General features: G+C 41.5%; 22 protein-coding genes. All 22 read left to right on the top strand.

What is annotated here, in order from left to right:
* Positions 1–34 precede the first annotated feature (34 nt).
* The gene (locus EHS13_RS19405; RefSeq protein ID WP_155701977.1) at positions 35–880 is read left to right on the top strand and encodes a carbohydrate ABC transporter permease; all 846 of its coding nucleotides are present in this window, start codon (positions 35–37) and stop codon (positions 878–880) included.
* A 207-nt stretch (positions 881–1,087) separates the two neighbouring features.
* The gene (mtrB, locus tag EHS13_RS19400; RefSeq protein ID WP_155701975.1) at positions 1,088–1,309 is read left to right on the top strand and encodes a trp RNA-binding attenuation protein MtrB; all 222 of its coding nucleotides are present in this window, start codon (positions 1,088–1,090) and stop codon (positions 1,307–1,309) included.
* Positions 1,310–1,392: 83 nt separating this feature from the next.
* Positions 1,393–1,923, top strand: coding sequence for a hypothetical protein (locus EHS13_RS19395; RefSeq protein WP_155701974.1), 531 nt, complete (start codon positions 1,393–1,395; stop codon positions 1,921–1,923).
* A 49-nt stretch (positions 1,924–1,972) separates the two neighbouring features.
* Positions 1,973–2,824 carry a heptaprenyl diphosphate synthase component 1 gene (locus tag EHS13_RS19390; RefSeq protein WP_155701972.1) on the top strand — a complete coding sequence of 284 codons (852 nt, stop codon included), beginning with the start codon at positions 1,973–1,975 and terminating at the stop codon, positions 2,822–2,824.
* Positions 2,825–3,529, top strand: coding sequence for a demethylmenaquinone methyltransferase (locus EHS13_RS19385; RefSeq protein WP_155701971.1), 705 nt, complete (start codon positions 2,825–2,827; stop codon positions 3,527–3,529).
* A 23-nt stretch (positions 3,530–3,552) separates the two neighbouring features.
* The gene (locus tag EHS13_RS19380; RefSeq protein ID WP_155705429.1) at positions 3,553–4,419 is read left to right on the top strand and encodes a UbiA-like polyprenyltransferase; all 867 of its coding nucleotides are present in this window, start codon (positions 3,553–3,555) and stop codon (positions 4,417–4,419) included.
* 2 nt (positions 4,420–4,421) lie between these two features.
* Positions 4,422–5,021: a UbiX family flavin prenyltransferase gene (locus EHS13_RS19375; RefSeq protein WP_155701969.1), complete on the top strand. Its 600-nt coding sequence runs from the start codon at positions 4,422–4,424 to the stop codon at positions 5,019–5,021.
* Entirely contained in the window at positions 5,018–5,878 is an 861-nt protein-coding gene (locus EHS13_RS19370) for a menaquinone biosynthetic enzyme MqnA/MqnD family protein (RefSeq protein ID WP_155701968.1), read from the top strand. Before EHS13_RS19375 ends, EHS13_RS19370 begins: the two co-directional genes overlap by 4 nt.
* Positions 5,875–6,849, top strand: a complete 975-nt coding sequence (locus tag EHS13_RS19365) for a polyprenyl synthetase family protein (RefSeq protein WP_155701966.1) — start codon at positions 5,875–5,877, stop codon at positions 6,847–6,849. The genes EHS13_RS19370 and EHS13_RS19365 overlap by 4 nt, the downstream gene beginning before the upstream one ends.
* 34 nt (positions 6,850–6,883) lie before the next feature.
* Complete coding sequence (locus EHS13_RS19360; RefSeq protein WP_155701965.1) at positions 6,884–7,666, top strand: CheR family methyltransferase; 783 nt, start codon at positions 6,884–6,886, stop codon at positions 7,664–7,666.
* A 68-nt stretch (positions 7,667–7,734) separates the two neighbouring features.
* Positions 7,735–7,896 (top strand): hypothetical protein, encoded by a 162-nt coding sequence (locus EHS13_RS36445; protein WP_193571431.1) that lies wholly within the window; start codon positions 7,735–7,737, stop codon positions 7,894–7,896.
* 158 nt (positions 7,897–8,054) lie between these two features.
* Positions 8,055–9,218, top strand: a complete 1,164-nt coding sequence (aroC, locus tag EHS13_RS19355) for a chorismate synthase (protein ID WP_155701963.1) — start codon at positions 8,055–8,057, stop codon at positions 9,216–9,218.
* A 1-nt stretch (position 9,219) separates the two neighbouring features.
* Positions 9,220–10,314: a 3-dehydroquinate synthase gene (aroB, locus tag EHS13_RS19350; protein WP_155701961.1), complete on the top strand. Its 1,095-nt coding sequence runs from the start codon at positions 9,220–9,222 to the stop codon at positions 10,312–10,314.
* 3 nt (positions 10,315–10,317) lie between these two features.
* Positions 10,318–10,692 carry a chorismate mutase gene (aroH, locus tag EHS13_RS19345; protein ID WP_155701960.1) on the top strand — a complete coding sequence of 125 codons (375 nt, stop codon included), beginning with the start codon at positions 10,318–10,320 and terminating at the stop codon, positions 10,690–10,692.
* A 232-nt stretch (positions 10,693–10,924) separates the two neighbouring features.
* On the top strand, positions 10,925–12,499 hold the full coding sequence (gene trpE, locus EHS13_RS19340) for an anthranilate synthase component I (protein WP_227013438.1): 1,575 nt from the start codon (positions 10,925–10,927) through the stop codon (positions 12,497–12,499).
* A gap of 53 nt (positions 12,500–12,552) precedes the next feature.
* On the top strand, positions 12,553–13,596 hold the full coding sequence (gene trpD, locus EHS13_RS19335; RefSeq protein WP_155701959.1) for an anthranilate phosphoribosyltransferase: 1,044 nt from the start codon (positions 12,553–12,555) through the stop codon (positions 13,594–13,596).
* Positions 13,583–14,386, top strand: a complete 804-nt coding sequence (trpC, locus tag EHS13_RS19330; protein ID WP_155701958.1) for an indole-3-glycerol phosphate synthase TrpC — start codon at positions 13,583–13,585, stop codon at positions 14,384–14,386. Before trpD ends, trpC begins: the two co-directional genes overlap by 14 nt.
* Before the next feature lie 3 nt (positions 14,387–14,389).
* Positions 14,390–15,091, top strand: a complete 702-nt coding sequence (locus EHS13_RS19325) for a phosphoribosylanthranilate isomerase (protein WP_155701957.1) — start codon at positions 14,390–14,392, stop codon at positions 15,089–15,091.
* On the top strand, positions 15,088–16,293 hold the full coding sequence (gene trpB / locus EHS13_RS19320) for a tryptophan synthase subunit beta (RefSeq protein WP_155701956.1): 1,206 nt from the start codon (positions 15,088–15,090) through the stop codon (positions 16,291–16,293). Before EHS13_RS19325 ends, trpB begins: the two co-directional genes overlap by 4 nt.
* Positions 16,280–17,095 (top strand): tryptophan synthase subunit alpha, encoded by an 816-nt coding sequence (trpA, locus tag EHS13_RS19315; RefSeq protein WP_155701954.1) that lies wholly within the window; start codon positions 16,280–16,282, stop codon positions 17,093–17,095. Before trpB ends, trpA begins: the two co-directional genes overlap by 14 nt.
* Before the next feature lie 48 nt (positions 17,096–17,143).
* Positions 17,144–18,244 (top strand): histidinol-phosphate transaminase, encoded by a 1,101-nt coding sequence (gene hisC, locus EHS13_RS19310; protein ID WP_155701953.1) that lies wholly within the window; start codon positions 17,144–17,146, stop codon positions 18,242–18,244.
* Positions 18,245–18,267: 23 nt separating this feature from the next.
* The gene (locus EHS13_RS19305; protein WP_155701952.1) at positions 18,268–19,356 is read left to right on the top strand and encodes a prephenate dehydrogenase; all 1,089 of its coding nucleotides are present in this window, start codon (positions 18,268–18,270) and stop codon (positions 19,354–19,356) included.
* Positions 19,357–19,628: the final 272 nt, after the last annotated feature.

Raw genomic sequence — 19,628 nt, 5'->3', positions numbered from 1 at the left:
TGTTAATGAAAATATAATGTGAGGCAGGGGTACTATGAATCAGACACTTAAAAACCCAGTAATCAAGCTATTGATTTGGGTAATCCTCCTCTTATGGAGCATTGCCGTTTTATATCCATTATTATGGACACTTCTCGGCTCACTGAAGAATAACAAACAATTTTTTCTCAACTCGCCATGGTCTTTGCCTCACTTCCCTTTACTTTGGTCCAATTTTAGCAATGTTTGGACGACTTATCATTTAGGGACTTATTTCACAAACTCGCTCGTCGTTGCAGGTGGCAGTACACTTCTTGGATTAATTTTGTCAGCAACAACGGCTTATATCTTGGGGCGGTATCCATTTAAAGGCAGTAAATTGTTGTTTATGACTTATATCGCTTCCCTGGCTGTCCCATTGCAGCTCGCGATTATTCCATTATTTTTCTTAATGCAGGATCTTCATTTAATCAACAAACCGTTGGGTCTTATTCTGGTATATACCGCACAAACACTGCCATTTGGCATCTTTCTGTTGGTCGGATTCTACAAAGCTTTGCCTAAAGAGCTTGAGGAAGCTGCTGTTATAGATGGAGCCTCTTACTTCGGTACATTCTTTAGAATAATGCTGCCATTGTCACAGCCCGGTCTAATAGCTGTAGCAATTACGAATGTGTTAGCAAACTGGAATGAATATTTCTTCGGCTCGATCTTAATTAATGATTCCGCTCATTATACCGTGCCGGTTGGAGTAGCGATCATGCAGGCAGAGTTTCAATATCGTACGGAATGGGGACCGTTGTTTGCTGCACTTATGATTACCACGATCCCAACCTTGATCTTCTATATAATTTTTCAAAGGCAGATAGCAAGTGGGATTACGGCGGGTTCAGTAAAATGATTTAAAATTCTATGAGAAATAGATAATAAACTGGATTTCCTTGCAATAAAGGGATTCAGTTTTTTTGCTTAAACTGATCTTAGAATTCCGGACAAACGCACCGTTTTCTTTCAGAAAGAAGGCGGAGTCATATATCCTTATTGACATCCAAGCTTTTTTTTAGCATCATAAGGAAAGTGGTGTTGAAGCAATAATGGAAAGGGATGAATGGAAATGAGTCAAGACGATTATTTTGTAATAAAGGCTAAAGATAATGGAGTTCATGTCATTGGATTAACGCGTGGTCAAGATACGAAATTCCACCATACAGAGAAGCTGGATAAAGGCGAAGTGATGATTGCCCAGTTCACCGAACACACTTCAGCAATCAAAGTAAGAGGCAAAGCAATCATCATGACTAAGTTTGGAACACTGGATACGGAAGAATAATTGCTCCTTGCAGGCATAGCCTGCTTTTTTTCATTATATGATGAAAGAAAGGCATTGGCGTTGCATGCATGGGAGGCAATCAAATGAATCCATATAAAAGAATTCTTTTAACCATTATTGGCTCGGTCTGTATTTCATTTATTTTGATGTGGATCGTGCAAAGTCAACCGATTAATGATAATGATTTAGAAGCAACAGCTAACTTGAACGGCAGCCAGCTGTCAGAGCTTAATTTGGTAGATCACATGGTGAACTTGCCGCTTGAACTCCAAATTGCTAAGGTAAGCTATCAGCATTCTATCCTCTCAGTTGATTTGCTTTCCGTTCCAGGCAATACAATCGATACGATGGTGTATCATGACTTATTTGAGCTGTCACAATTTGGACTTTTCCATGTTTCCAATGTGAATCAAGTGCTTGTGCGAATTATTGAACATAAAGAAACAGTAGTAAATCGCAATGAATTACTGCTTGCCATGGATTCACGTAAAGAGAATGTGCAGAATCAAGGATTAGCTAAAAAAGATTTAAATACCGTTAACAGACTTAAGTATCTACAATCCCACTATAACCTCACTTATACACAGAAGTGGAAAGAACAATTTGTTGATTAGTTCGATGCTTCCTTTTGTGATATAATGAATAGCTATTGGAGGCATGTTTATGAACGCTTTTCGCATTGCAGAAATAACGAAACCCTATACAGACTATGACATGATTCAAAAACATACAAGCTTACCTGAGCTTGCCGAATGTCGAGCTAATCTGTTGCTGCTTTTCTTAAATACCGCACAGGAAGACACTGCACAGAATGAGCTTATTACAATAGCTACTTCTTTAGTTCAGCTTGGACTAGACACACATGATTTAGTACCCGTCAACAATGTGCAAAAAGAGGAAAAGGATGCTCGTTCCAGACAGTTAAAGGTTTTAGCTGGAGATTATTTCAGCTCGCGTTTTTATCACATTCTCGCTAAAGCTGGACAGATTGAGATGATTAAACAGCTCTCTAACGCCATCTGTGAAGTAAACCGCACTAAAATGAACTTATATCTCAAAATGAAGCAGCAGAAAATGACGACAGTAGAATTTCTCGAGCAATCCACGCAGATTAAGATCCAGCTTTTTCTAAGCTTTGAGCATTTATTGAATGATGAGCAACGGCAAATATGGTCTGAGATTCTACATATGCTTGCTGTAGGTGAGGTTCTTTGGGTTGAGATTGAACGCAGCAAAAATCTGGATGATTTCCAAGGCAGCTGGGCGTATTGGCACCTCTTGCAATCCGCAACGAAAGATGAGAAGAAACAACTGCAGCAAGGTGAGCCGGACAAGCTCCGCGAATTAAATACCAAATATCGCAGCACATTGGAACTTCAATTATTATTGGATAAGAATATAGGGCAATTAAAAAGTAGAATACAGCAGATTGAATCAGAAAGCTTAAAGCATAAAATCACTGCTATTTGCGAGCCCCATTTAGAATTCCAGACAGCAACTGAGGTGGCCAACTAGATGAAATCGAAAGAAGAGTTTGTTCATTCCGTGTTTGAGAGTATTGCTCCTAAGTATGATTTAATGAATAATGTTTTAAGCTTCCGCCAGCACAAGTATTGGCGGAGGTTTACCATGAAAAAAATGAATGTGCAGGAAGGGCAAACAGCGATTGATTTATGCTGTGGTACCTGTGATTGGACTATCAGCCTAGCTCAGAAAAGCAAAACAGGGCCAATTGTCGGGTTGGATTTCAGCCAGCATATGCTGGACTATGGAGCCATTAAAGTAAACGAGCTCAACCTGCAGAAGCAAATTACCTTGGTACAAGGAAATGCGATGAGCTTACCCTATGAGGATAATTCTTTCGACTTTGCCACGATTGGTTTTGGCCTGCGCAATGTCCCAGATTTGCAGCAAGTGATTCGCGAAATGCAGCGCGTAGTTAAACCAGGTGGTAAAATTGTTTGTTTGGAGCTGTCCAAGCCGACATGGGAGCCGTTTAAATCGCTGTATTATTTTTATTTTCAGAAGGTGCTGCCTTTATTGGGCAAACTAATAGTCAAACGATATGAGCAATATAAATGGTTACCAGAATCATTAATTCAATTTCCAGATCATAAGCAGCTGGCGGAAATCTTTCGAGTACAGGGATTAACGGAAGTGGAGGCAATTCCGCTTACAGGAGGAATCGCCGCGCTGCATGTCGGGGTTAAAGCAAAATAAGTGCGGGGAGAAGAGTGAATCCAGTGTTAAAGAAGTTTAAAGTCTTTTTAGAAATGATTAAATTTGAACATACTTTATTTGCCCTTCCTTTTGCTTACATGGGGGCAATTCTTGGATCTATGGTACTAAACGACGCGTTGCCTAATTGGGAGCAGATTGGATGGATTACCTTAGCGATGGTAGGCGCCCGCAGTGCAGCAATGGGGCTTAATCGTGTAATCGATAAGGTAATAGACGCTAAGAACCCTCGAACGGCAGGAAGAGCAATTCCAGCAGGCTTGCTTTCTTCCAAAGAAGTGCTGCTCTTTATTGTAGTATCATTAGTCATATTATTCATTGCAACGTCGCAATTAAACAAGCTCTGCATGGAATTGTTGCCGATTGCCGTATTTTTCCTTGTTATTTACTCCTATACCAAGCGATTTACTTGGGCATGCCATTTGATTTTAGGTCTTACTATTGCGCTTGCTCCCTTAGGTGGCTGGGTCGCGGTTACGGGTAAAATTGATATGGTTTCGCTTGTTTTCTATTTTACAGTAGCTTTCTGGACAGCTGGATTTGATGTAATCTATGCTTGTCAGGATATCGAGTTTGACCGCAAGGAAGGGTTATATTCGATCCCAAGCCGTTTTGGAATACCTAGAGCATTACTCCTAGCTAAATTGTTTCATGTTCTAACAGCTATTGGTTTTATGAGTTTATATTTTTTAACAGATTTGAGCTGGGTCTATTTCGCTGGTATCATTATTGCTTATCTGATCCTGATTTATGAGCACCGTTTAGTTTCTCCCAAAGATCTCTCTAAGCTCAATACGGCATTTTTTACGATGAATGGTGTGTTAAGCGTACTGATGTTTACCTTTACCTTTATTGACCTGGTGGTGCGCTAAGTATGGAAAAACCGTGGGTCATTGGGATTACGGGGGCAAGCGGAGTTGTTTATGGCATTAAGCTTTGTGAATATATGTTAGCTATAGGGAAAACCGTGCATTTACTTATTACCGATGCAGGCTGGCGTGTTTTGCATGATGAAATGGATTGGGAAGTGACACGTCGTCAAGAGACGTTGGAGAAATATTTCAAGCCTGCTGTTGGCAAACTGGTCTATCATCCTATTCAAGATATTGGAGCAAGTGTAGCCAGTGGTTCTTTTCGTACCGAAGGGATGTTGATCGTGCCTTGCTCAATGGGTACTTTATCAGCTATTGCTCACGGTTCTTCGGATAATTTATTAGAGCGGACGGCTGATGTGATGTTAAAAGAGGGCAGGAAGCTGGTTATTGTTCCGCGTGAAACCCCCTTGCATACCGTGCATTTAGAGAATATGTTAATTCTAGCTAGAATGGGTGTAAGGATTATTCCGGCTATGCCTGCCTTTTATCAAAAACCGCAATCCATAGATGAACTTGTTAATTTTCTAGTAGGTAAAGTTTTGGACAGTGTGGATATCGAACACAAGTTATTTACAAGATGGGGAGAAATACAAGCATGACTATCAAACAGCCCATAAGAATAGGTCGAATTAATTTTGCAAACGCATGGCCGATTTTTTATAATTTTCCACACGATCAGTTTAAAGATGAAGTTGAATTTATTAGTCAGGTTCCTACAAGCTTGAATCAAGCATTAGCCAGGAACGAGATTGATATGGCTGCAGTTTCATCATTCGCTTATGGACAAGACTTTTCGCAATATGTACTTTTACCAGATTTATCAGTTAGTGCATTTGGGGAAGTGCAGTCGTTATTATTATTTCATCAAAAGCCAATTGCAGAGCTGGGTCAAGGCACTATTGCGCTACCAACGACTTCAGCTACTTCGGTTAACTTATTGAAGATTCTCTTGACGAAGTTTAATGGAATTCGTCCACAATATCAGTATGCAGCACCTTCTTTGAATGATATGATGAAGCAGGCAGATGCAGCTTTGCTTATTGGTGATGATGCTATTAAAGCCAAATGGACGAATTCTGATTATAAAGTTATGGATTTAGGAGAAATGTGGCGAAGAGCAACAGGAAAATGGATGTCCTTCGCTGTATGGGCTGTGCGTAAGCAAGTCGTGGAGGAACAGCCGGAGCTGGTTGCGAGGATCTACAAGGCTTTTCTATATAGCAAGCAGATGAGTTTACTGAATTTAAAGCCTTTGATCGCAGAAGCGCAACAAACAATTGGTGGAAACGAAGCCTACTGGCAACGTTATTTTACACAGCTGAAGTATGACTTTGGGCCTGAACAATGGGAAGGCTTGCAGCTTTATTATGATTATGCTTACGATTTAGGATTGCTCCCTCATAAAGTACCAATACAAATTTGGCAAGATACTAAGTTGAACCGGGTGAAGGAATGAAAATTTTAGACATTTATGCGCGACTAAAAAGAGATATGAACTACATCGAAAAAGAACTGGAAAAAAGCATTTATTCCGACTATACGATCATGCGGGAGACGTCAGCCCACTTGCTTAAAGCGGGTGGAAAACGGATTCGTCCTGTATTTGTTTTGTTGGCGGGTCAATTCGGCAATTACCAGTTAGATCAAATCAAGCATGTTGCCGTTCCCATGGAGCTTATTCATATGGCTTCTTTGGTGCATGACGATGTCATTGATGATGCAGATACTCGGCGTGGCCAGCTTACGGTTAAATCCAAATGGGATAATCGGATAGCGATGTACACGGGGGATTATATTTTTGCTAAGGCTCTGGGTGTTGTGACGCAGCTGCCTAATCCATGGATTCATCAAATTATGTCTAAAGCAATTATGGAAATGAGTATTGGGGAAATGGAGCAAATTCGTTTCTTTTTTCATACTGGGCAAACCATACGCAACTACTTATTGCGCATTAAACGGAAAACGGCATTATTAATTGCCATTAGCTGTCAGCTTGGAGCGATTGCCGCGAATGCACCTAAATCCGTTTCACAAAAGCTGTTTCTGTTTGGCTATAATGTGGGAATGGCTTTTCAAATTCGCGATGATGTGCTTGATCTTTGTGGAACAGAGCAGCAGATCGGCAAGCCTCCGGGAAGTGATATAAAGCAAGGCAATATTACACTCCCAATGTTGCTGGCTTTGCAGGAAGAATCCCTTAGAGAGCCGCTGCTTCAGGAAATCGCCAGAATTCAAGCAGTGGATGGCCAAACCGATGTATCTGCTTTTATCCGCATGATTCGCGGCAGTAATGGAATCGTTAAAGCAGAAGCCATGGCAGCTCGTTATATTGAGAAGGCTATAGTAGCGCTCAAGGATTTGCCTGATTTACAAGCTAAGAAAGATTTAATACGCATTGCTCATTTTGTTGGGAACCGGTCTTATTGATCTGCAAAATACATAGCAAAGTGGGTATTATTGGATGAACGATGATGAGGATTTCGCGTTATTTGTCAAAAAGATTAAAGAGTTTACAACGATTGATCTTAATCAATATAAGGAAGCACAAATGAGAAGGCGATTAACTACCTTAAGAACAAAAAAGGGGTTTTCAACATTCGTTGCTTTCTACGAAGCTATATCTAAGGATAAGAATTTATTGTACGAGTTTCTAGATCGCATGACGATAAACGTTTCTGAGTTCTGGCGTAATGCGAATCGTTGGGAGATCCTTGAGAAGAAGTTCATTCCCGAGATGCTGCAGCAAAATCGTAAGATCAAATGCTGGAGTGCTGCTTGTTCTACCGGAGAAGAGCCCTATACACTAGCGATGATTATTGCTGAAACGCGCGGAGGACTGCAGGATATTCAAGTTAGCGCAACAGATATCGATGATGGTGCGTTAGAAAAAGCGCGGGCTGGAATTTATTTGGATCGTTCGATTCGAGATGTGCCGGCAAACTATCTAAAAAAATATTTTAAGCAAAATGGAATCATGTATAATATTACATCCGATCTTAAAGCTGCGGTCAAGTTTCAAAAACAAAATTTATTACTTGATAAATTTGAAATCAACCATGATCTTATTGTTTGCCGAAATGTGATGATTTATTTTACTGAGGAAGCCAAGCATTTGCTATATCAGAAATTTGCACATGCCCTTAGACCAGGCGGGATTCTCTTTGTTGGAAGCACGGAGCAAATCTTTACTCCAGGTCAATATAATTTAGAGCCTGTTGATACTTTTTTCTATCGCAAGAAATAAAGGTGTATAACGTTTTCCTAATATTCCTATACTAGGCTTATCAGGCGTGTTTAAGGGAGGCTTTCAGTTTGGATAAGCGTAAAGTCATAACTGCCTACCGAAGAGGTTTCATAACCATTCAAGAGTGCGCACAAATACTTGGGCTTGATCCTAAGCAGGTTATTTCTCTAGTAACTGAGCCCATGAAAGAAGATCTACCCGATCATCTGATCAAGCAGTCCATTCATTAAAACGCTTTGCTAAAAAGCACCTCAAGCTTCGCATTAGGCGAAATTGGATGCTTTTTTTTGTATTATATACTTGTGAACCGTCTATTTTCTTGTCAAACGGGAAGCGCTATACTATAATTATACATACTTTGAACGGTATATATTTTAGGGGGATCTATATGAGATATTTAACAGCGGGAGAGACACACGGACCACAGCTTACAGCCATTATAGAGGGAATGCCAAGCAACTTACTAATTAGTGCAGAAGCAATAAATGAACAATTGGGTCGTCGTCAAAAAGGGTATGGCCGCGGATTAAGAATGCAGATTGAAAAAGATACAGTAAATCTGGTTGGCGGAGTTCGCCATGGTAAATCAACCGGCGCTCCAATTGCTCTTGTCGTAGAGAATAATGACTGGAAGCATTGGACTAAGGTTATGGGCGCTGAGCCTGTAGATGAGGATAATGAAGGCCGTCGCCGTGTACATCGTCCGCGTCCTGGCCATGCGGATTTAAACGGGGGTCTGAAGTACAATCAAAAGGATTTACGTAATATTCTTGAACGCTCAAGTGCGCGTGAAACAACGGTACGTGTTGCTGTTGGGGCTGTTGCAAGACAATTTTTAGCCGAATTTGGGATTAAAGTGGCAGGTCAAGTATTGCGAATTGGTGATATAGAAGTGAAACGCGTGGACTTGCCTATTGATGAGTTACAGCGTTTGACGGAAGCTTCTCCTGTACGCGTTGTAGATAAAGATGCAGAGCTATTGATGATTGCAGCTATTGATGCTGCTAAAGAAGATGGCGATACGCTAGGTGGAATTGTTGAAGTTATCGTCGAAGGTGTGCCCGTTGGCCTTGGCAGTCATGTGCAATGGGATCGCAAGCTGGATGGCCGTATCGCACAAGCTGTTGTTTCCATTCAAGCTTTTAAAGGTGTGGAATTTGGCATAGGTTTCGAAGCGGCGAAACAAAGAGGCTCCAAAGTGCATGATGAGATCATGTATACAGAAGGAAATGGCTTTTACCGTGCTTCTAATCGTGCTGGAGGGTTTGAAGGCGGAATGACAACAGGTGAACCGATTGTAGTTCGTGGAGTAATGAAGCCAATCTCAACCCTATACAAAGCATTGCAAAGTGTGGATATCGATACTAAAGAACCTTTTACTGCACAAGTCGAGCGTTCAGATACCTGCGCTGTACCTGCAGCTGGTGTCATTATGGAGAATATCATAGCTTGGGAAGTAGCGCATGCCTTTTTAGAGAAGTTTGGCGGGGATTCGATTGAAGAAATTCATGCCAATTTAGCTAACTATAAAGCGCAAGTGGAGTCCTACTAAAATGATGGAATTAAAAGTAGATTTAGGAGAACGTTCTTATCCGATTTATATAGGTGAAGGAATACTGGATGATATTGTTGATTTATTCAATAAACATCGTATTAGCAAGCTTTCACCGATTTTATTAGTTACAGATGATCAGGTAGCTGAATTTCATTTAGATAAGGTCTTGGAGCTTCTATTAAAAGGCGGCTTCCAAGTTGTTTCTTCGATTATTCCAGCTGGGGAAAAGTCTAAATCAATAGCACAATTTGAGGATCTAATTACAGTAGCGATCGAATCAGGATTGGATCGTAAGTCAACAGTTGTTGCCCTAGGTGGCGGAGTTGTTGGTGATTTGGCTGGGTATGTTGCAGCGAGCTACATGCGTGGTATTGCCTTCGTGCAAATCCCGACGACGATCCTCGCACACGATAGCAGTGTCGGGGGCAAGGTTGCCGTTAATCATCCATTAGCTAAGAATATTATTGGTGCTTTTCATCAGCCTGAGCTTGTTTTGTATGATATTGCTACCCTTCGTACACTGCCAGAGAGGCAGATTAAAGCAGGATTATCCGAAGTGATTAAGCATGGGTTTATCCGCGATGCTGATTTTGTTGCTTGGATTGATCATAATGCCTATAAACTGCTAGAGTTAGATAGTGAAGCGTTGGAATTTGCGCTTTATCATGGGTGTCGGATTAAATCGATCATTGTTTCTCAAGATGAACGAGAGAACAATCTGCGAGCCATTCTCAATTTGGGACATACAATTGGACATGCATTAGAAGCCGTGGCTAAATATAATGGGTTATTGCATGGAGAAGCCATTTCTATCGGGATGGTTGGGGCGGCTAGGTTATCCGTGCTACTGGGTAATCCAGAGCATATCTATACCGAAACTAAACGGATTCTTCGTAAGCTTGGTTTACCCATTCAGCTGCCCAAGCAATTGGATATTGATGAGATAATGGTGGCTATGATGCATGACAAAAAATTTGATTCAGGCCGTATGACCTTTATTATTCCTACAGAGATTGGTGAAGTTGAAATCAGTAACCAAGTGACGCTTGAGCAAGTGAGCCAAGTCCTAGAACAACTAAAGCAGGAGGAATAAGGGATGTTTGTAAGAGGAATTCGTGGAGCCACAACGGTTAAGAACAATGAAGAGAAAGAAATTCTTGCAGCGACAACGGAATTGTTGTTACATATAATAGCGGAGAATCAAGTAGTGCCTGATGATATTTGCAGTGTGTTCGTAACCACAACAGAAGATTTAACTGCAACATTTCCAGCACGAGCTATTCGTCTAATGAATGGCTGGGAGCTAGTCCCGCTGATGTGCTCCCTTGAGATCCCGGTTAAACCTAGCTTACCGCTTTGTATCCGATTAATGGTTCATGTGAATACTACTAAGACTCAAAAACAAATCAATCATATTTATTTGAATGAAGCCAAAATTTTGCGTCCTGATATTGTCAGCAAAACAAATTGACCTAATTCCTATTATTGTTGTATAGTAAGAAAGAGTTGAGCTGAGAAAAACAGCTATACAAGTAACCTCAACAATAGTGTTGAATGTGAATTGTATAGGTGAGTTGAGTTGAGATTAGTGTAACCGATTGTTGAAGATAGGATAGCTGGATAATAGCTAGTTCTATTCTTATTGCTTCGGACAATACGCGAATATTTCACTCACACCTCTACTTTGATGTAGAGGTTTTTTAATGGAAAAATATAAAGGAGCGATGGTTATGACGTATTCATTGGAGCTTAAAGAGGTAAGTCGCTTGGCTGAGCAATACAATTTAATCCCCCTAGCTCGTGATTTAATGGCGGATACAGAAACACCAATTCGTGTCTTCCAGCATTTCTATGATGAGCCGAAAGCTTTTCTTTTGGAAAGTGTAGAGGGGGGAGTCAAATGGGCGAGATACTCTTTCATTGGTACAGATCCTTTCTTAATGATTCAAGCCAAGAATGGGCAAACCGTTATTGACACCGGTGTCGAAAAGAAAGTAACAGATGAAAAACCAATTGAAGTCTTGAAGTCCTATCTACGTTCATATAGAAGTCCATCGTTGCCGGATTTACCAAGATTTACAGGAGGAGCAGTTGGTTTTTTTGGATATGACCTGCTGCAATATTACGAAAAACTGCCTAAGCACCGAGTGGATGATTTACAGATGAATGATATTCAATTTATGTTTTGTGATCAGGTGATTGTTTTCGATCATTTTAAACAACAAATCAAAGTCATTGCCAATGTGCATATTCCGCAGCATGCTTTGCCTAATGATATTGCAGAAGCCTACCAAGTGGCTTGTGCGAAGATAGATGCAACGGTCGTAAGACTTGGGAAACCGCAGTTAAAGTCACCGCTGGCACAACAATCGATTCCGCGAGATGTTGAGTTAGGTGAGATTCAATCCAATATAACCAAAGAACAATATATCTCGAACGTGGAGCAAGCTAAGGAATATATTCGTGCAGGTGATATTTTTCAAGTGGTCTTATCACAGAGATTTGAAATTACAACGGATGTTTCACCTTTACATGTGTATCGAGTCTTGCGTTCGATGAATCCTTCCCCATATATGTATGTTTTGAAAATGGACGATGAGGTTATCGTGGGCACTTCACCAGAATTGCTTGTACGTGTTGAGGACGAGAAGGTAGAAACACGGCCTATCGCCGGTACGAGACCACGTGGAGCCACACCTGAGGAAGACGAAGCACTTGCAGCAGAATTACTGGCAGATGAAAAAGAACGCGCTGAGCATTTGATGCTAGTAGATTTGGGACGGAATGACATTGGGCGTGTATCTGAATTCGGCAGCGTAAAAGTCGATTCTTTTATGGAAATTGAACGGTATTCGCATGTGATGCATATTGTTTCCAATGTAATTGGCAAGATAAGCCCCGATAAAGACTTTTTTGATGCATTCCTCTCTTGTATGCCAGCAGGAACAGTGTCAGGTGCACCTAAATTGCGCGCTATGCAAATTATTGCTGAGCTTGAGAATGAATATAGAGGCGCTTACGCAGGAGCGATAGGTTATCTAGGCTTCACTGGTAATATGGATACCTGTATTACCATTCGGACGATTATTTTCAAGAATGGAAAAGCCTATGTACAAGCAGGAGCAGGCATTGTGTGGGATTCTATTCCAGAGAAGGAATACGAGGAAACAGTCAACAAGGCCAAAGCATTATTGAAATCGATTCGCATGGCTGAAGTGATATTTGCCGAACGGACCATTCAATCACCAATCAATCAAGATTATTACGTGAACTCTTAGATTATGCTTACGATGCCAGTTTGCCAAGGCAAACTTTTAGGGGGAATCCATATATGGAAAGTCAATTTACCATTCAGCAAGCCATATCTCAAATCGTTAGTGGTGTTCATTTAGAGCGTGCTGAAGCCAAGCTTGTGATGGCAGGTATTATGGAGGGTAACGCAACTCCAGCTCAGATTGCGAGCCTAGTAACTGCACTGCGAATGAAGGGTGAAACAAGCGAAGAAATTACGGGTTTTGCTGAATCGATGCGCAGCAAATCGGATCGTGTGATCACAGATAACACTAATTTATTAGATACCTGTGGAACGGGGGGAGATGGCTCGGATACGTTTAATATCTCAACCGCTTCAGCACTTGTTGCTGCTGCAGGTGGGATTAGAGTAGCCAAGCATGGTAATCGTGCCATGTCCAGTAAAAGTGGAAGTGCAGATGTACTTGAAGCATTAGGTGTGAATATTCAATTGAATGGTGAGCAAGCAGCTCAATGCTTGGCTCAGGTTGGAATATGTTTCATGTTCGCTCAGCAATTCCATCAGTCAATGAAGCATGCAGCTGTACCACGCCGAGAAATTGGCATTCGTACTATATTTAATTTATTAGGGCCTTTGACCAATCCTGCTGGTGCAGATCATCAGCTTTTAGGTATCTTCGATCGAACTAAGACGGAGCTAATTGCTAAAGTTATGCATGAACTGAACGTCAAACGCGGATTGGTGGTTGCCAGCTTAGATGGGTTGGATGAAATTAGTATTGCTGCAGCAACTCAAGTAACGGAGCTGAAAAATGGTGTAATCAAGACCTATCAAATTGTTCCAGATGATCTCGGACTGCGTATTTCTGATATCAGCAACCTTAAAGGCGGAGATGCCCAGACGAATGCGGAGATCATACGTGCTATTTTTCAAGGTGAGCTAGGAGCAAGGCGAGATGTGATCTTGGCCAATGCAGGCGCATGCTTTTACGTAGCTGGTCGGTGTGGAACTTTGCAGGAGGGTGTAAAGTTGGCGGGATCGATTATTGATTCTGGGAAAGCAAATACGAAATTGGCGGACTTGGTTCGCTGTACAGGGGAGCTTAGCCATGTTTCTCGATAAAATAGTTGCAACCAAATTAATTGAAGTTGAAGCACTTAAATTGAATTTTTCACTAGCTATGGCAGAAAAACAAATTCAAGAGCTGCCTCCTTGCTTAGGATTTGCTCGCGCCATATCAACAGATCGCAAGCGGATAACAGGTTTAATTGCTGAGGTGAAAAAAGCCTCACCTTCCAAAGGGCTCATTCGTGAGCATTTTAACCCTGTTGAGCTTGCTCAATCTTATGAAGCAGCGGGCGCGGACTGTATATCTGTTTTAACGGATGAGCAATATTTTCAAGGGAGTAATTCCTATTTATCGGAGATTCGGCAGCAAGTAAAAGTTCCGATCCTGCGTAAAGACTTCACCATCGATTTTCGCCAAATATTCGAAGCACGTTTAATAGGGGCGGATGCAATCTTATTGATTGCGGCCATACTTACAACAGAGCAAATGCGTGAATACTTACAGCTGAGCCGTACACTTGGTTTGGATGCGTTGGTTGAGGTGCATGACCGTGAAGAGCTTGAACGTGTGTTAGAGCTGGATGCCGATTTAATTGGAATTAATAACCGCAATTTGAAAACCTTCGTTACGGATTTAAAGACCACGGAGCAGCTTATCGGCATGATCCCAGCTGGAAAAACAATCGTTAGTGAAAGCGGGATTGTTCAAGCCGAGGAGATTGAATACCTTCGTCAAGTAGGTGCAGATGCCGTTCTGATTGGGGAAACCTTTATGCGGAATGCCAATGTGGAGCTTGCAGTTGAAGAAATGATGGGTAAGTATATACCAAAAGAGGTGCGCTAGTTAATGGAAAATGACGTGGAAATCAAGACAACAACAAGCGTTAAAATTTGCGGGATAATGAATCTAGATACGGTTCGAGCACTAGCCGAGTTGCCGATTGATCAGGTCGGGTTTATCTTCGCCCCAAGCAAACGCCAGGTTACCCCTAAACAAGCGGGTGAAATGATTGCTTTGCTGAAAAACGTTTATGCTGAGCATGACTTAACCACTCCTCAAACTGTTGGTGTTTTCGTAAACCCAACTCAAGAGCTAATTAGCGAAACCATGGCTAAAGCCAAATTGGATATTATTCAATTACACAGCCCAGAGCCTGTAGAATTCTGCCAATGGATAAAAGAAACTTTTGATGTAAAAATATATAAAGTCATCTCGGTATCCGAGTCTAGCCAAATTCAACAGCAGCTGAGGCTGTTACAGTCCTACGTAGGTGTAGTGGATGCCATATTGCTGGACACGTATGATCCTATTGTGGGTGGGGGAACAGGCAAGACCTTTGCCTGGCATTGTATTAAAGAATATTTAGCATGGACTAAACAACGCGGCTTGCAGCTGATTGTAGCTGGCGGATTAGATGAAGAGAACGTGTCACAATTGATAGCTGACTATCATCCGGATGGTGTTGATATCTCCAGTGGTGTTGAAACGGATGGCAGCAAGGATCCATTAAAAATAAAACGATTTGTAGAAAGGGTGAAAGGGTTATGAAGCAGGTTCCAGACGAGAATGGACGATTCGGTAAATTTGGTGGTAAATATGTACCAGAAACCCTAATGAATGCTCTAATTGAGCTTGAAGAAGCTTATAATAAATACAGCAAAGACCCTGAATTCATTAATGAGGTTAATTATTTACTCAAGCAATATTCGGGCAGACCTACTTCTTTATATTATGCACAGCATTTGACTGAAAAGCTGGGTGGAGCTAAGATCTATCTTAAACGTGAAGATTTAAACCATACTGGCGCTCACAAAATTAATAATACGATTGCTCAAGGCTTGCTAGCAAAGCGAATGGGGAAGACGAAAATCATTGCTGAAACCGGTGCAGGTCAACATGGTGTGGCTACTGCAACCGTAGCGGCCTTGTTAGGTATGGAATGTAAAGTGTTTATGGGGGAAGAAGATACTAAAAGGCAGCAATTGAACGTCTTCCGGATGAATTTACTAGGGGCAGAGGTTATTCCGGTCACCTCGGGCTCGCGTACTTTGAAGGATGCAGGCAATGAAACACTGCGTTATTGGGTTAGTAATGTTGAGGATACTTATTACATTCTTGGCAGCGTGGTTGGACCGCATCCATATCCGATGATGGTACGAGATTTTCAACGTATTATTGGCGATGAAGCGCGTAAACAAATTATTGAGCAAGAAGGCAGATTGCCTGATGTAGTCATTGCTTGTGTCGGTGGCGGAAGTAATGCAATGGGGATCTTCTATCCCTTCGTTCAAGATGAGTCCGTGCGTTTGATTGGGGTTGAAGCTTCTGGTAAAGGGATTGATACCGATAAACATGCAGCAACCATGACGATGGGGACACATGGTGTTTTCCAAGGCTCAATGAGTTATTTGCTGCAGGATGAATTCGGACAAGTGCAGGAAGCACACTCGATTTCTGCAGGACTTGATTATCCAGGTGTCGGACCTGAGCATGCTTATCTTAAAGATTCGAAACGAGCTGAATATGTGCCTATTACGGATCAGGAAGCGCTAGATGCCTTGCAGCTGCTTAGTCGTACGGAAGGGATTATTCCGGCTTTAGAAAGCGCACACGCGATTGCACATACCTTAAAAGTCGCGCCTACGATGAGCAAAGAAGAAATTATCATTGTCAGCCTATCTGGTAGAGGCGATAAAGATGTAGAGTCAATCATGACTTATCTAGGAGGTTTGAAGCATGAATCGCATTGATCAAACCTTTGCTAAGCTGAAGTCGATTTCAAAAGCAGCCTTGCTTCCTTTTTTAACAATAGGTGACCCCAATTTGGCAACCTCAGTTAAGATCATTCACGAATTAGAGGCAGCAGGAGCAGATATTATTGAGCTGGGTGTTCCTTATTCGGATCCATTGGCAGATGGACCTGTCATTCAAGAATCGTCACAGCGTGCTTTGTTGAATAAAATCACGATCATGGATTGCATTCAAGTTGCGAAAACCTGTCGTGAAGAGGGCAGTCAATTGCCTTTTATTCTATTTACTTACTACAATCCTGTTCTGCAGGTAGGCTTAGAGAAGTTTTTCAAAATTATTAGTGAAAATGAAATTAGTGGACTTATCATTCCAGATTTACCAGTTGAAGAAAATGGAGAAGTGCTGGCTCTTGCACAACAGCATAATATTCATTTGATACCGTTGGTAGCTCCAACCTCGAATGATAGAATCGCCAAAATCGTCAATAGTGCATCTGGCTTTATTTATTGTGTGTCCTCCTTAGGAGTAACAGGAACTCGCGCACAATTCCATACAGGTATCAACGAATTTATTGAGTTGGTTAAGCGCAGTTCATATCTGCCTGTTGTAGTCGGATTTGGAATCTCAAACAGTGAACAAGTCGCACGTTTCTCACAAATTTGTGATGGAGTTGTTGTTGGCAGCGCACTAGTTCGTAAAATTTCTGAGTGTATTCCACAGCTGCAATCAACGAATGAAGCTGAGCAAAAAGCGGGGCTCTTGCAAATTCGTGAATTTGTGAGAGAATTGAACTCGTATTAAACACAAATTTCTGCGGATATTAAATTTACCAATCGAGGTGTCGTATTCATGTTACCTAAGAAAAATATTGTTCATTTGCCAGTCTACCAGCCAGGAAAACCGATTGAAGAGGTTAAGAAGGAATTAGGTCTCAAAGAGGTTACTAAGCTTGCTTCGAACGAGAATCCATTTGGTTGCTCTCCAAAAGCCAAGGAAGCGATTCTAGCAGAAATGGACCAAATCAGCTTGTACCCAGATGGAGCAAGTCAAAGTTTGACTGCTGCAATTGCACAAGAATATAGCTTGGAGACTAACCAAATTATTTTTGGGGCTGGGTCAGATGAAATTATATTAATGCTGGCACGAGCTTTTCTAGAGCCAGGTGATGAGAATATTATGGCAACTCACACTTTTCCCCAGTACAAGCACAATGCCGAAATCGAAGGTGCGACTAGCATTGAAGTCCCTTTGAAAGAAGGTACTCATGATCTTGACGCAATGCTTGCCAAAGTAACTGCCAAGACCAAGATAATCTGGATCTGCAACCCCAATAATCCAACAGGAACTATGCTAACGCATGACGAGATACAATCTTTTATGAAACGTGTGTCGCCACAAGTGCTTGTTGTTTTGGATGAAGCTTATGCAGAATATAATGTATCAGGACTTTACCCAGACGGGCTCCAACTGTTAAAAGAACACGCGAATATTATCCTTCTGCGTACTTTCTCCAAAATATATGGATTAGCTTCCTTAAGAATTGGATACGGTATTGGGCGCGCCGAGGTAATACGTTCAGTCAACCAAGTCCGCGAGCCTTTTAATACGACGAGATTTGCCCAAGCTGCCGCACTTGCCGCTTTTAAGGATACCCAATTTATCGATGATTGCCGTAAAGCAAATGCGATTGGCATTGCCTATTTAACGGAACAATTCACGCGCTTGGGATTTTCTTATTACCCCGCTCATGGGAATTTTGTAATGGTTGATGTTCAACGTCCAGCAGCACTTGTATTCGATGGGTTATTGCGTAAAGGGATTATTATTCGCGGTGGTCATATGTTAGGCTTTCCTACATCCATTCGAGTTACGGTTGGCAGTCAGGCACAAAATGAATTATTTATCCAAATGCTAGAGCAGGTTATTGTAGATGTGACTGTACAGGCATAATTAATCGATAGAGGTTGAATTAGATGATAAAAGTAGCAATATTAGGCGTAGGTTTAATGGGCGGCTCGCTAGCCCTTTGCTTTAAAGGGAAACCGAATGTGTATGTGATCGGGCATTCGAATAATCCACTATCCATGGATAAATATATGAAAAGCAATGTTGTTGATCATGCTACAACTTCGATGCAGGAAGCGGCAGATAATGCTGATTTTATATTTCTCTGTGTGCCAGTGGGACAGCTGGAGAGCTATTTTAAGCAGCTTAGTGAGCTTAAGCTGAAGGCTGGCTGTATTGTTACTGATGTTGGAAGCACTAAAGCTTCAATTGTTGCTTACGCAGCGCAGGTGGCTTTAAAAGGTGCTTACTTCATTGGCGGCCATCCTATGGCAGGCTCTGAACGCTCTGGTGTGGAAGCTGCAACAGCTCATTTGTATGAGAATGCTTTTTATGTGCTGTCACCAGCTCCCCATACACCACCTGAGGTCTACCAACGATTGGTTGATCTATTAAGCTACACAAAAGCGAACATTATCCAATTAGATGCTGAATCTCATGATGAGATAGTTGGAGCCATCAGTCATTTGCCGCATATGATTGCAGTCGCACTTGTTAATCAGATTGCAGGTTACAATGAGTCCAATGATCTCTATCAAATCTTAGCTGCTGGCGGCTTTCGTGATATTACACGCATAGCCAACAGCGATCCGATTATTTGGCGAGATATCCTCCTGAATAATAAAAAAGTCGTGCTGAAGCTGCTTCAGGATTGGGGCTTAGCTATGGAGCAATTCAAGCTAAGTATTGAAGCGGATGATGGGGGAGCTATTGAGCAGCAATTTGAGAGTGCACGAACTTTCCGCAGTAAGCTGCCAGAACGTCGTAAAGGCATGCTGAATGCTATGTTTGATGTTTATGTGGATGTTCCAGATCACCCAGGTGTAATTGGACAAATTGCCACATTATTAGGCAGCAATCGAGTGAATCTCAGCAATATTCAAATTAACGAAAGCAGAGAAGATGTTCCAGGTATACTTCGATTGTCCTTTCATAATGAATTGGATATGGATCGTGCAATGGAGTTGCTAAAGCCAGAGTATTCCATTCATCAATAGGATGAGTGGAGACTCCCGCTTGTTCATGATAAGAAATCGCTTACAAAAAAGTATTGACAGAATGTAAACGGATACAATATAATAAAAGTACAGTATGGTTTCTCTCCACTCCTATCCTTTTTGCACAATGTGCTCCCACCAGTTGATGGTGGCTTTTTTTTGCCCAAAATCAGGTTGTCCTAAAAATAATCTTAATATGTCGAAAAGCAGGATTTAAAGTCGAACCTATAGAATTGTACAATTACAGAGTTTTTAGGTAGATAATTTCCATT

Origin of the sequence: Paenibacillus psychroresistens (assembly GCF_009728935.1) — a bacterium.
Classification (GTDB): Bacteria; Bacillota; Bacilli; order Paenibacillales; family NBRC-103111; genus Paenibacillus_AC; species Paenibacillus_AC psychroresistens.
The sequence above is the reverse complement of the archived record's forward strand: the minus strand, read 5'-3'. Positions and strand labels throughout refer to the sequence as shown.